Origin of the sequence: Imbroritus primus, from assembly GCF_964332355.1 — a bacterium.
Taxonomy (GTDB): Bacteria; Pseudomonadota; Gammaproteobacteria; order Burkholderiales; family Burkholderiaceae; genus Imbroritus; species Imbroritus primus.
In genome coordinates this window covers 1716799-1729784 of sequence record NZ_OZ201293.1, presented here as the reverse complement: position 1 = coordinate 1729784, position 12986 = coordinate 1716799, and the positions used below count along the sequence as shown (strand labels likewise).

10 protein-coding genes are annotated in these 12986 nt (G+C 64.5%); 7 read left to right on the top strand and 3 right to left on the bottom strand.

Features of this window, described 5'->3' with window-relative positions; genetic code table 11:
* Positions 1-70: 70 nt before the first annotated feature.
* Positions 71-757, top strand: coding sequence for a ribose-5-phosphate isomerase RpiA (rpiA, locus tag ACQ3C8_RS07915; RefSeq protein ID WP_428851201.1), 687 nt, complete (start codon positions 71-73; stop codon positions 755-757).
* Positions 758-869: 112 nt separating this feature from the next.
* Here the strand turns inward: rpiA and ACQ3C8_RS07910 are convergent, their stop codons facing one another.
* The 3 genes from ACQ3C8_RS07910 to argA form a co-directional block, all read right to left on the bottom strand.
* Positions 870-2060, bottom strand: coding sequence for a serine hydrolase domain-containing protein (locus ACQ3C8_RS07910; RefSeq protein WP_428853048.1), 1191 nt, complete (start codon positions 2058-2060; stop codon positions 870-872).
* Positions 2061-2094: 34 nt separating this feature from the next.
* Entirely contained in the window at positions 2095-2379 is a 285-nt protein-coding gene (locus ACQ3C8_RS07905; protein ID WP_009524159.1) for an oxidative damage protection protein, read from the bottom strand.
* Between the two features lie 139 nt (positions 2380-2518).
* Positions 2519-3940, bottom strand: coding sequence for an amino-acid N-acetyltransferase (argA, locus tag ACQ3C8_RS07900; RefSeq protein ID WP_037031006.1), 1422 nt, complete (start codon positions 3938-3940; stop codon positions 2519-2521).
* A 22-nt stretch (positions 3941-3962) separates the two neighbouring features.
* On the opposite strand from argA, the gene hrpA reads away from it, so the two are divergent.
* From hrpA to ACQ3C8_RS07870, 6 genes are all read left to right on the top strand, one after another.
* Entirely contained in the window at positions 3963-7874 is a 3912-nt protein-coding gene (hrpA, locus tag ACQ3C8_RS07895; protein WP_428851200.1) for an ATP-dependent RNA helicase HrpA, read from the top strand.
* A gap of 147 nt (positions 7875-8021) precedes the next feature.
* A complete protein-coding gene (locus tag ACQ3C8_RS07890; RefSeq protein ID WP_428853047.1) occupies positions 8022-9008 on the top strand; it encodes a cytochrome D1 domain-containing protein in 987 nt (328 codons plus the stop codon).
* A gap of 177 nt (positions 9009-9185) precedes the next feature.
* Positions 9186-10019 (top strand): polysaccharide deacetylase family protein, encoded by an 834-nt coding sequence (locus ACQ3C8_RS07885; protein WP_428851199.1) that lies wholly within the window; start codon positions 9186-9188, stop codon positions 10017-10019.
* Positions 10016-10969, top strand: a complete 954-nt coding sequence (locus tag ACQ3C8_RS07880; protein ID WP_009524164.1) for a sterol desaturase family protein — start codon at positions 10016-10018, stop codon at positions 10967-10969. Before ACQ3C8_RS07885 ends, ACQ3C8_RS07880 begins: the two co-directional genes overlap by 4 nt.
* A gap of 141 nt (positions 10970-11110) precedes the next feature.
* Complete coding sequence (locus tag ACQ3C8_RS07875) at positions 11111-11974, top strand: EI24 domain-containing protein (RefSeq protein WP_428851198.1); 864 nt, start codon at positions 11111-11113, stop codon at positions 11972-11974.
* Positions 11975-12036: 62 nt separating this feature from the next.
* Positions 12037-12846, top strand: a complete 810-nt coding sequence (locus tag ACQ3C8_RS07870) for a competence/damage-inducible protein A (protein WP_009524166.1) — start codon at positions 12037-12039, stop codon at positions 12844-12846.
* The last annotated feature ends 140 nt before the right edge of the window (positions 12847-12986 follow it).

The window sequence follows — 12986 nt, the reverse complement described above, 5'->3', positions numbered from 1 at the left end:
CAAGGCGGAGCGCGGGAATGCAGGCTGATCCGGTACACTATGATGTTTTCGACCAGCAGGGCGCAAGACCATGACACAGGATGAACTGAAAGCGCTGGTGGCACGAGCCGCCGCGGACTACGTGCTCGAGCATGTCCAGCCAGGCGCGGTGCTTGGCGTGGGAACGGGCTCGACCGCCAATCTGTTCATCGATGCTATTGCTGCCGAACGCAGCCGTTTCGCCGGTGCGGTCTCCAGTTCCGAGGCGTCGACGCGGCGTCTGCAATCGCACGGCTTCGAGGTGCTCGATCTCAACGACGTCGACGTAATCCCCGTCTATGTCGACGGCGCCGACGAGATCAATGCCAAAGGTCACATGATCAAGGGTGGCGGCGGTGCGCTGACGCGCGAGAAGATCGTGGCGTCGGTGGCGACGACCTTCGTGTGCATTGCCGACGGCAGCAAGCTTGTGCCGGTGCTTGGCGCATTCCCGCTGCCGGTGGAAGTGATTCCGATGGGGCGCGCCGCGGTGGCGCGTGCACTGGCTGCGCTGGGCGGCCAGCCGCGCCTGCGCATGAACAAGGAAGGCGGGATTGCATTGACCGACAACGGCAATGTGATTCTCGACGTTGCCGGGCTGCAGCTGCAGGATCCGGTGGCATTCGAGCAGGCCGTCAACCAGATTCCCGGCGTCGTGACAGTCGGCCTGTTCGCCGGGCGCGGTGCGGATGTGCTGTTGCTCGGCACGGAAAACGGCGTCGAGCAGACGCGCTTCTGATCTGCTGGATCTGCCCAGTGCCGACCTCTTTTGCCGGCATCGCGGATTTTGTGCAAGCCGGCCAGCCGCTCAGGGGGTTGGCCGGAAGATCGAATCGTCGCGAGCGTGTTTCTCAGTCGAGCAGCGCGGCGTAGGTCATGTTGCGTGTCAGCGCCCAGTAGGCGTAGCGCTGGTTGGGCGCCTGCATCATCCACAGGCCGATCAGCCGTCGGGCAGGGTCGCACCATGCATAGGTGCCCGCCAGCCCGCACCAGTAGTAATCCCCTGCGCTGCCGCAGACAGCCGCGCCGCCATCCGCCAGCCGTACGGCAAATCCCAGGCCGAAACCATAGCCGTCGCCGGGCAGGTAATGCGGGCCGTGCGCGATAGTGCCGAGGTGGTCGGCAGTCATCCAGCGTACCGTGTGCGGCGACAGCAGGCGTACGTCACCGAGTGCGCCGCCGTTGGCCAGCATCTGCATGAAGCGCAGATAGTCGTGCGCCGTCGAGACCAGGCCACTGCCGCCGGCTTCGAACGTAGGCGGCGTGCGTGCGTCGGCGATCTTGATGGGTTCCCCAGTGTCCGGATCGTTGGCAAACGGTTCGGCGATGCGATGGCATTGAGCGGCCGGCACATGAAAACCCGTGTCGACCATGCCCAGCGGGGTAAAAATCTCTTCTTGCAGGAACGTGCCCAGCGTGCGCCCGGTCACCTGTTCGATCAGCGCGCCGAGCACGTCGGTGGCACGGCTGTATTCCCATGTTTCTCCAGGCTGGCAGGCCAGCGGCACCTTGGCGAGCCGTTCCAGCAATTGCTGGTTGGTCTGGCGGCGGCTGTCCACCCCAGCGGCGAGATAGGCGGCCTTGACCAGTGATGTCTCGAAGATGCCGTAGGTTAGCCCAGCCGTATGGCGCAACAGGTCGTGCAGCGTCATGTCGCGCCGTGCCGGTTCCAGCATCAGCCGACGACCATCGGGAGCGCCAGGGTCCGGAACTTCCACGCCGACCTGCAGGCCGGCAAAGGCTGGCACATAGGCATGCACCGACTCATCGAGCGACCAGACGCCGCGCTCCACGAGCATCATGGTCGCCACCGAGGTGATGGGCTTGCTCATCGAATACAGCCGGAACACACTGTCGCTCGACATGGGCGTGCCGTCGGCGGGATTCCGATAGCCCCAGGCGCGCTCGAAAGCGATTTCACCATCGCGTGCCAGGAGCATGACCGCGCCCGGAATGTGCCGGGCCTCGACGGCGTGGCCGACTCGTTCCGCGAGCCATGCCAGCCGGGTGGGGCAGAAGCCGAGGTCGAGGGGCGAGCGCATCACGCCGGGTCAGGGAAGAAGAGTGGGGCGGTACTCAGGCGTCTTTCGATTCGGCCGGGGGCACGTAGCCGGCAGCACTGTCCGCGCCTTCGCCGAAGAAGTACTTCTCGGTCTGCTTGACCAGGTACTGGCGTGCGCGCGTATCCGCCATGTTCAGACGGTTTTCATTGATCAGCATGGTCTGGTGCTTGAGCCAGCCTTGCCAGGCTTCCTTGGATACCGATTGCCAGATTTTCTTGCCGAGTTCGCCGGGCAGGGGCGGAAAATCGAGGCCCTCGGCTTCCTTGTTCAGTTTGACGCAGTGGATCATGCGAGCCATGGTGTATTTCCTTCTGGACATGCCGCCCGGGGAGACGCTCCGGCAGGCGGCAGGTTGGGCATGTGGGGTGAATGCGTATTGTACGCAGAGTCGCATGGCGGACGGGGATAACCCCGCATGCCATGCGGCATGGCCGCACTCAGAGCTTCTTCATGAGCACCATCGAGCGGCGCTGCCAGTTATAGAGCTTGCGCTTGTCTTGCGGCAGGTCATCGACCGTGGCGTGCACGAAGCCGCGCTTCAGGAACCAGTGCTCGGTGCGTGTCGTCAGCACGAACAGGCGCTCCAGCCCGGCTGCGCGGGCGCGCCGTTCGATGCGCTTGAGGATACGGTCGCCGTCGCCCGAGCCCTGGGCTTCCGGGCTCACGCTGAGGCAGGCCATTTCGCCTAGGCCTTCGCGTGGGTAAGGGTACAGGGCAGCGCAGCCGAAGATCACGCCGTCGTGCTCGATCACCGAAAAATTGTCGATGTCGCGCTCCAGCAGGTGGCGGCTGCGCGGCACGAGGGTGCCGTCCTGCTCGAGCGGCTCGATCAGCTGCAGGATGCCGCCGATATCGTCGAGCGTCGCCTCGCGCAAGCTTTCCAGATCGGTGTCGGACACCATGGTGCCCACGCCATCATGCAGGAACAGTTCGAGCAGGATGCTGCCGTCCAGCGCGAACGGAATCAGGTGTGCCCGTGGCACGCCGGCCTTGCTGGCGCGGATCATGTATTCCAGATAGAACGCCATCTCCGGCTTGATATTCGGGTCCTGCAGGCGCTCCGCTGCCGTGCGCAGCGACAGATCCTGCATGACCGCGCCGCTGGCATCCGTGATGCCGGACAGTTCCGAAATGAAGATCAGCTTGTCCGCCTTCAACGCTGTGGCCACGGAGGTAGCGACATCTTCCATCGCCAGGTTGAAAGCCTGCCCGGTCGGCGAAAAGCCGAGCGGGGAGACCAGCACGATCTTGTTGTTCGAGAGCGAGTGGCGGATCGAATCGGCATCGATCTTGCGCACCAGACCGGTCTGCTGGAGGTCGACGCCATCGACGATACCGACTGGCCGCGCTGTTACGAAATTGCCGGAGACCACCGAGACGTGCGCGCCGGCCATGGGCGTATTGGGCAAGCCCTGGCTGAACGCCGCTTCGATATCGAGGCGCAGCTCGCCCGAGGCTTCCTTGGCGCATTCGAGCGCGGCGTTGTCCGTGATGCGCATGCCTTCATGGAACTGCGATTGCACATTGCGCAGCGCCAGCTGCTCCTCCACCTGCGGCCGCGAGCCATGCACCAGCACCAGGTTCATTCCCATGGCCTGCAGCAGCGCGACGTCGGTGACCAGCGCATTGAGCATGCCGGCCTTGACCAGTTCGCCACCGAAGCCGATCACGAAGGTCTTGCCTCGGAAGGCATGGATATACGGCGCGACGGTGCGCAGCCAGTCGACGAACAGTTGCGGGCTGACACCTTCAGGCGTGGAGACCGTGGCGGGCATCGTCGCAGTAGCGATCGTCGAGGCTGACGGAGACGTGGGGGCAGGGGCGGGCGCGTCGGGTGGCGCTTGGTCGGGTGCGTTCATTCGCAGATTATAATCGCGGGCGATGTCAGAACAACGTTCTTCCGGGCGCAGACCCGCACCTTCTTCCACCGCGCCGGCCCCTGCCGCGACGCGTTCTCCGGGGCCATCCGCCAAGCCGCGCCCGCCGTCCGGTCGCAGGGACCGCCCGCGTGCCGCGGCAGCCCTGCGACGTCCGGCCAATCCGGTGCCGCCGCTGACCTTTCCGGAAGCCTTGCCGGTGTCGTCGCGGCGCGACGATATCGCCGCCGCGATCCGGGATCACCAGGTCGTTATCGTGGCCGGCGAAACTGGCTCCGGCAAGACCACGCAACTGCCCAAGATCTGCCTGTCGCTTGGGCGCGGCCTGGGCGCGGGCGGGAGCGGGCTGATCGGCCATACCCAGCCACGCCGCATCGCCGCCACCTCGACCGCCAAGCGGATCGCCCAGGAGATCGGCTCACCGGTAGGCGAGCATGTGGGCTACCAGGTCCGTTTCCACGATGCACTGTCGGCCGGCGCCTCGGTCAAGCTGATGACCGACGGCATTCTGCTGGCGGAAACGCAGAGCGATCCGCTGTTGCGGGCATACGACACAATCATCATCGACGAGGCGCATGAGCGCAGCCTCAATATCGATTTTCTGCTCGGCTATCTCAAGCAGTTGCTGCCGAAGCGGCCGGATTTGAAGGTCATCATTACCTCGGCCACGATCGACGCCGAGCGGTTTGCCAGCCATTTCGCCTCGGCCAGCGGTCCCGCGCCGGTGATCGAGGTCAGCGGGCGGCTGTATCCGGTGGAAATCCGCTACCGGCCGGTGCAGGCCGATGCTGCCGACAAGGACAAGGATCGCGATCTGTACGATGCCATCGTCGAAGCCGTCGAGGAACTGAGCCGCGCTGGCGACGGCGACGTGCTGGTGTTCCTGCCAGGTGAGCGCGAAATTCGCGAAACCGCCGAGGCGCTGCGCAAGCATGCGTTTGGCGACGCTCGGGTGCATCCGGAAATCCTGCCGCTGTTCGCGCGCCTGTCGGTGCAGGAGCAGGAGCGCGTGTTCAAGCCGTCCAACGCGCGCCGTGTCGTGCTGGCAACCAACGTCGCCGAAACCTCGCTGACCGTGCCGGGTATCCGCTACGTGGTCGATACCGGGCTCGCGCGCGTCAAGCGCTACTCCTACCGCAACAAGGTCGAGCAGCTGCAGATCGAGGCCATCGCCCAGTCGGCCGCCAACCAGCGCGCCGGACGTTGCGGCCGGGTGACCAACGGCATTTGTATCCGGCTGTACGAGGAAAGCGACTTCCAGGCGCGGCCGCGCTTTGCCGATCCCGAGATTCTGAGGTCCTCTCTGGGGTCGGTGATCCTGCGCATGAAGGCGCTGCGGCTTGGCGATGTCGAGCACTTCCCGTTCCTCGAACCGCCGCCGGGCCGGGCGATTGCCGACGGCTACCACCTGTTGCAGGAACTCGGCGCAGTGGACGACGCCAACCAGCTCACGCCGATCGGGCGCCAGCTTGCCCGGCTGCCACTCGATCCGCGTATCGGCCGGATGATTCTGGCAGCGCGCGATCATCACTGCCTGCGTGAGGTGCTGGTAGTAGCCAGTGCGCTGTCGGTGCAGGATCCCCGCGAGCGCCCGCTGGAAGCGCAGGCCGCCGCCGATCAGGCGCATCGCCAGTTCGTTGACGAGAAATCCGAATTCCTCGGCTGGCTCAAGCTGTGGAAATGGTTCGAGGATGCCGTCGCGCACAAGAAATCCAACCGGCAACTGCTCGACACCTGCAAGGCGGCCTTTGTCTCGCAGGTGCGCATGCGCGAATGGCGCGATGTGCACTCGCAGTTGCTGACGACCGTGACGGAGCAGGGCTGGAAACTGAACGACAGCGCGCCCACCTACGAGCAGCTGCATCTGGCGCTATTGACCGGCTTGCTCGGCAATATCGGTTGCAAGAGCGAGGACCCGGCCAGCCGCGAATACGTCGGGGCGCGGGGCATCAAATTCCATCTGTGGCCGGGCTCGGCCATCGCCCGCAAGATGGGACGCTGGACCATGGCGGCGGAACTCGTGGAAACCAGTCGTCTGTTCGGCCGCACCCTGGCGCGCATCGAGCCGGAATGGGTCGAGAAGGTTGGCGGCCACCTGCTGCGCCGCAGCTGGAGTGATCCGCACTGGGAAAAGAAGGCCGGGCAGGTCATGGCCTTCGAGCGCGGTGCGCTGTACGGGCTGATGGTGTACCAGCGGCGGCGCATCCACTATGGCCCGATGAATCCCGTCGAGGCGCGCGAGATCTTCATTCGCCAGGCGCTGGTCGAAGGCGAGTTCGACACGCGCCTGCCATTTTTCGCGCACAACCAGCGCTTGCGCCGCGAGATCGAGAACCTTGAGCACAAGTCGCGGCGTCAGGACGTGCTGGTGGACGACGAGCTGATCTTCGCCTTCTACGACCAGCATGTGCCCAGGGACGTGCACCAGCAGGCGACGTTCGAACAGTGGGTGAAGACCGCCTCGCGTGAACAGCCGAAATTGCTGTACCTGGATCGCGACGATCTGATGCGGCACGAAGCTGCCGGCATCACCACCGACTTGTTCCCCAAGCTGTTGAGGGTGGGGGCGACAGAGATGGCGCTGTCCTATCACTTCGAGCCAGGCAGCCCGCGCGATGGCGTGACGCTGACCGTGCCCCTGTATGCGCTCAACCAGGTGAACCCACAGCGGGCCGACTGGCTCGTGCCCGGCATGCTCAAGGAAAAGGTGCACCTGCTGCTCAAATCGCTGCCGCAGAAACTACGGCGGCATTGCGTGCCGCTGCCGGATTATGCCGCCGGCTTCGTCGAGCGCGCGCCGTTCGGGCAGGGCGACCTGCTCGATCTACTGATCGCCGACGTGCGCGCACAGACCGGCGTGATGACCAAGCGTGGCGATTTCAAGCCCGAGACGCTGCCGGCGCATCATTTCATGAACTTCAAGGTGATCGACGAGCACGGTCGCCAGCTCGACATGGGCCGTAATCTGGCGCAACTGCGCGCCGAATTGGGCGGTCAGGCGCAGCAGACGTTCCAGAACATTGCCGCCCGGGATGCCAAGGTGGTCGATGCCGCGTTGTACGAGGGACTGACCACCTGGAGTTTCGGCGAACTGCCCGAACTGCTGGAGATCCGCAAGGGCAACCAGACGCTCTACGGCTATCCCGCGCTCGTCGACCGCGGCACGCATGCCGACGTCGAGGTTTACGACGATCCGCAGGAAGCCGCCCGCGTGCATCGGCTCGGGCTGACACGGCTGTTCGCGGTGCAACTGAAAGAGCAGCTCAAGTACCTGGAAAAGAACATCCCCGGCATGCAGCAGATGGCGATGCAGTTCATGCCACTGGGCACGCTTGAAGAACTGCGCGAGCAGATCATCACGGCGGCGCTCGACCGGGCTTGCCTGCAAGAGCCACTGCCGCACGACCAGGCCAGCTTCACGGTCCGCAAGGATGAGGGCCGCAGCCGCCTGAACCTACTCGCCCAGGAAATCGCCCGCGTCGTTGGCGCAGTGCTGACCGAATACGCCGGCCTGACCCGCAAGCTGCAGCAGGCCAAGCCGTTCGCCACCGCCCATGTCGACCTGGAGGCACAACTGCGCCAGTTGGTCGGCAAGCGTTTCGTGGCCGACACACCCTATGCCCAGCTCGTGCACGTGCCGCGTTACCTCAAGGGCATGGCCATGCGCATCGACAAGCTGAAGGCCGATGCGGCGCGCGATACCCAGCGGTATCAGGAATTCCTGCCATTGCTGCAGCAATGGCAGCGGGCCGACCGCCAGCAGCGGGCGGGAGGAGGCGGCACGGATCCGCGCCTTGATGAGTTCCGCTGGCTGCTCGAGGAACTGCGCATCGCGCTGTTTGCGCAGGAGCTGAGGACGCCGGCACCGGTCTCCGTCAAGCGCCTGCAGAAGGTCTGGGAAGCCCTGCAACGTTGAGGTTTTGCGGCCGACCGTAGGGCCGCCGCCACACGTCATCCAAATTCGTCGGCGAAACGTTTATAGTGAGCGGCGCCAATCCCACGGCGCCTGATCTCGAACGGTGGTTTTTCCATGATTTTCAAGCTTTTCGCCCGGCGCCTCTGGATGGCCCTCGGTTTGGCTGCCTGTGCCGTCGCCACGCCGGTGCTGGCGGCCCCGCCGACGCCCCCGGCTGCCGAGGTGGTGGTCGTGCTCAATTCGGGCGATGCCTCCGTCACTTTGATCGACAAGGCGACGCAACTGCCCATCGGCAGTTACCCGGTGGGCAAGGAACCGCATCACCTGATGGCGACGCCCGACGCGCGCTCGCTGATTGTGGCGAATGCGGTCGGCAACGATCTGGTGCTGATCGATCCCCTGACGGGTAAGATGCAGCAGCGCATGCCGCAGATCGACGATCCGTACCAGATCGGCTTTTCGCCGGACCAGAAGTGGTTCGTCTCGAACGCGCTGCGCCTGGACCGCGTGGATATCTACCGTGCGACCTTCGACGACAAGACACGCAGCCTCAAGCTGACCGCCCAGGTCCCCCTGCCCAAAACACCCAGCCACATGGCCTTCAGCGCCGATAGCCGGTTGGTCTTCATCACCCTGCAGGATTCCAACGAAATCGCGGCCATCGACCTTGCAACCCACGCCGTGCTGTGGAGGATGCCGGTCGGCAATGCGCCCGCCGGTATCTGGATGACACCGGATGACAAATACCTGCTGGTCGGCATGACGGGCGACGACTACGTCGAGGTGATCGACTGGCGTCAGCGTAAATCGGTCAAGCGCATTCCGAGCGGGAAGGGCACGCACAATTTCCGTCCGCTTGGTGATCGACGCCATGTGTTCGTGACGAACCGCGTTTCCTCGACCATCTCGATCATCGACCAGGTCAAGCTGGAAAAGGTCGGGGAGATCGCCGGCCTGCCACCCGGTCCAGACTGCATGGAACTGACGGCCGACGGTAAGCAGCTGTGGGTCACGTTCCGCTGGGCGCGCAAGGTCGGCATCATCGATGTGGCCAGCCGCAAGCTGATCAAGACAATTCCGGTGGGGCGCTCGCCGCATGGCATCTATTTCCATACGCGCGCGCCGCTCATCTGACTGGCGTGTTGAACGAACGCATTCATGGATGTGCAAGGGGGGGGCGTGCTTTTGTCCCTCGTTGGCGGGCAGCCTCTGCCATACTGCCGGCATACGGGTGTGCCGTGGTGAGATGTATCCGTGATGCGTGCCTGACTTTGCCCTGATGAAACGCTGCAGATCGTTGCCCACTTTCTTATGCTCCCGATTCGCCCGATTCGCCCATTACGCCTGAAAAGGCTGTTCGCGGTCTGCCTGACCGGCTGGCTGGCGGCAGGCATGCTGCTGGCCGGCAGTGCCAGCGCGGCCGACGCCTGCCGCGGCACGCTGTACTTGACGTTCGATACGGGCAGCATGAGTCAGGCACAGCTGATCGCGGACACGCTGCGGCGGCACCATATCCGCGCCACGTTCTTTGTCGCCAGCGAGCCGACCGTGCATGGCGACCGCTCGCTGGACGACGGCTGGAAAACGTACTGGAAGTCGCTGGCGGCAGACGGGCACGCGTTCGGCACGCATACCTTCGATCACGTTTACCTGGTCGGCGACGATGGCGCCGACGGGATCCGCGTGCGGCCGCAGTTTGGGCCAGCAGCCGGGCAGGTGCAGCGCTGGGACCAGTCCGCGTTCTGCGCTGAACTGAAACGTACCGCCACGCGCTTTGCCGCGTTGACCGGCCGGCCGCTTGATCACCTGTGGCGTGCGCCCGGCGGCCGCACTTCGCCGCGCACGCTGGCCTGGGCCGAGCAGTGCGGCTTCCGCCATGTCGGCTGGGATCCGGCCGGGTTTCTGGGCGACGAACTGTCTTCCGAACGCTACCCGAATGCACGCCTGCTGACGCAGGCGCTGGAGCGCCTGAAGGATGGCGACATCGCCATGGCGCATCTGGGCATCTGGTCGCGGCGCGATCCGTGGGCGCCGGCGGTGCTCGAACCCTTGCTGACCGGCCTGCAGGCGCGCGGCTTCTGTTTTGCCACGATTCCGGAGCATCCGCGCTACCGTCAGGCGTCCGCGAACCGGAGTCCGCGATGATCGATACGCTCATCGACCTGTTCGCCACGGCTCAGGGATGGCTGTTCCAGAACGCGATCCTCCCGGTGGTCTATGCGCTGGGTTTTGGCGGCTATGCGGAAGAGGCCTTCCTGGGGACGGAATGGCTGATGCTCGGGCTGCTGCAGATCGCCATCATGGCCTGCCTCATCCAGCCGCTGGAGCGGTGCTTTCCCGTGGAGCCGCTGACCGATCGCGCCGCCGTGCGTACCGATATGTTCTATACCATGATCCATCGGCTCGGCCTGTTCCGCCTGGCGATGTTTTTCGTGCTGGTACCGGTGTTCGATCTCATTGAAGGGCACCTGCGCCTCGCCGGCTGGCAGCGTACCAATCTGGAGGACTGGCTGCCGGACGGCATGGTGTCGCCCGTGCTGGCATTCTGCGTCTACCTGATCCTGTTCGATCTGCTCGACTATGCCTATCACCGGTTTTCGCACCGCATCCGCTGGTGGTGGGCCCTGCATGCCGTGCATCACAGCCAGCAGCAGATGACAGTGTGGAGCGACAACCGCAATCACTTGCTGGACGATATGCTGCGCGATGCGGTGTTCGCCACCGTGGCCCTGGCGGTGGGCGTGGAGCCGGCGCAGTTCATCCTGCTGGTCGCCATCTCGCAGTTGCTGCAGAGCTTCCAGCACGCCAACCTGCGGCTCGGCTTTGGCGGCGTGGGCGAGCGCCTGCTGGTGTCGCCACGATTCCATCGTCTGCATCACGCGGTCGGCGTCGGCCACGAGAGCGGTGGCAGGCTGGGCGGCTGCAATTTTGGCGTGCTGTTCCCGTGGTGGGACATGCTGTTTGGCACGGCCAATTTCGAAGCCATCTACCTGCCCACCGGCATCCGCGACCAGGTGACCGTGCAGCGCGACTACGGGCGTACCTTTCTCGCCCAGCAGCGTCTCGGGGTAAGGCGCTTGTTCGGGCGGCGCTGAACCCGGGATACGTCGTGCCGGCCCTCATGCCGGCCATCGCCTTGTGTTAGTCTTTTTCATCTCTTCATCACCGTGCCGCGGCCCGGCGTACCCCTTTGGGTTTTTCCATGTGGGGCGCTCCTGCCACGCACCCATTTACCCATGACCGACCTGTTTCCTTCCCTTGGCCGTGCCGTCCTGAGCCAGTTGCATCCGCGCATGCTGTGGATGACGGTCTTGCCGTTTCTGCTGGCGTCAGTGGTGTGGGGCGGGATCCTGTATTTCAGCTGGGATGCCGTCATGGCGGGCGCGCGCGGGTTCCTCGAAACTTCGATGCTGACGTCGTGGATCTACCGCGCGCTCGACGCCCTGGGCATGGCCTCGCTGCGGGCGCTGGTGGCGCCACTGATCGTGGTGGCGCTGACGGTGCCGTTGGTGGTGATTTCGCTGCTGGTGTTCATCGGCGTGTTCTCCGTGCCGAGTGTCATCAGCTTTCTCGATCGTTCGTATCCACATCTGGAGCAAAAGCGCGGCGCGTCATTCACGGCCAGCGCCCTGAACTCCATCGGATGTACGCTCGCCGTGCTGTTCGTCGGCCTGATCACCATTCCGCTCTGGCTGATTCCACCGTTCTTCGCGTTGATTCCGCCACTGCTGTGGGGCTGGCTGACCTACCGGGTGATGAGCTACGATGCGCTCGCCCTGCATGCCTCGGCCGAGGAGCGCAAGCTGCTGATGCGCCGCCATCGCCTGCCGATGATCATCATGGGCATCGCCATGGGCGTGCTGGGATCGGCGCCGACGCTGCTGTGGGTATCGTCGGTTGCGGTCATTTTCCTGTTTCCGTTCGTGCTGCTGGCATCGGTGTGGATGTACGTGCTGATTTTCATATTCTCGGCCCTGTGGTTCGGGCATTATTGCCTGCGCGCGCTCACGCGGTTGCGCGCCGAGCAGGGCGGACCGGCGCAGGATGAGGCGATGGTGATCGAGATGGAGCGCCCGCCAGCCTTGCCGCCGCAGGGCTAAACAACACGCCGGCTGGCGGGTACCGGCCGTATCGACAAGCAAACTAGGAAGACGTAGTAAACATGGGATTCGGATTAATCATCATCGGCGACGAGATCCTCTCCGGGCGCCGCGAGGACAAGCATCTGCGCAAGGCCATCGAACTGCTGTCCGTGCGCGGGCTGGCCCTGGACTGGTGCGAGTATGTCGGGGACTCCCGCCCGCGCATCACCGCCACGCTGGAGCGGACGCTGGCCTCGGGCGACGTGGTGTTTTCTACTGGCGGGATCGGTGCGACCCCGGACGATCACACACGCCAGTGCGTGGCGGCCGCGCTGGGCGTGCCGCTGGTGCTGCATCCGGAGGCACGGGAGCTGATCAAGCAGCGTATTCTTGAAACTGCGGGCGATGATCCGGTCAAGGCGGACCTCACCACGGCGGACAACCGTCACCGCTTCCATATGGGCGAATTCCCGGAGGGTGCGCGCATCATTCCCAATTCGTACAACCGCATCCCGGGCTTTTCGGTGCGCGACCACCATTTCATGCCAGGCTTTCCGGTCATGGCGTGGCCCATGATGGAGTGGGTGCTGGACCACTACTACAGTGACATGTTTCATCAGAACGCACAGATGGAGCGTTCCTTCCTCGTATTCGAGGCGCCAGAGTCCGCCCTGACACCGCTGATGGAAGCGGTCGAAGCCCGTTTTGCCGGGGTGCGCGTGTTCAGCCTGCCGTCGGTCGGAGACAGCCAGCGTGGCGATTTGTATGCGCGCCGCCATATCGACCTGGGCGTCAAGGGCGACCCCGAGCAGGTCGATGCCGCATTCGCAATGCTGCGCGATGGTGTAAGCCAGCTCGGATATTTGCCTGTCGACCCGCCCGCGGCATGATGCACTATTTGAGTGCAATTCATTAGAATACGATCTTTTCTTGTGCGTGAGCCCTAAAATGGTGCGTTTTCGGTGCGGCAGCAAGGCGAGCGCCCTGCCATTGGCCGGGAAGCACACGCGCGAAAACCGGACGGGCGGCC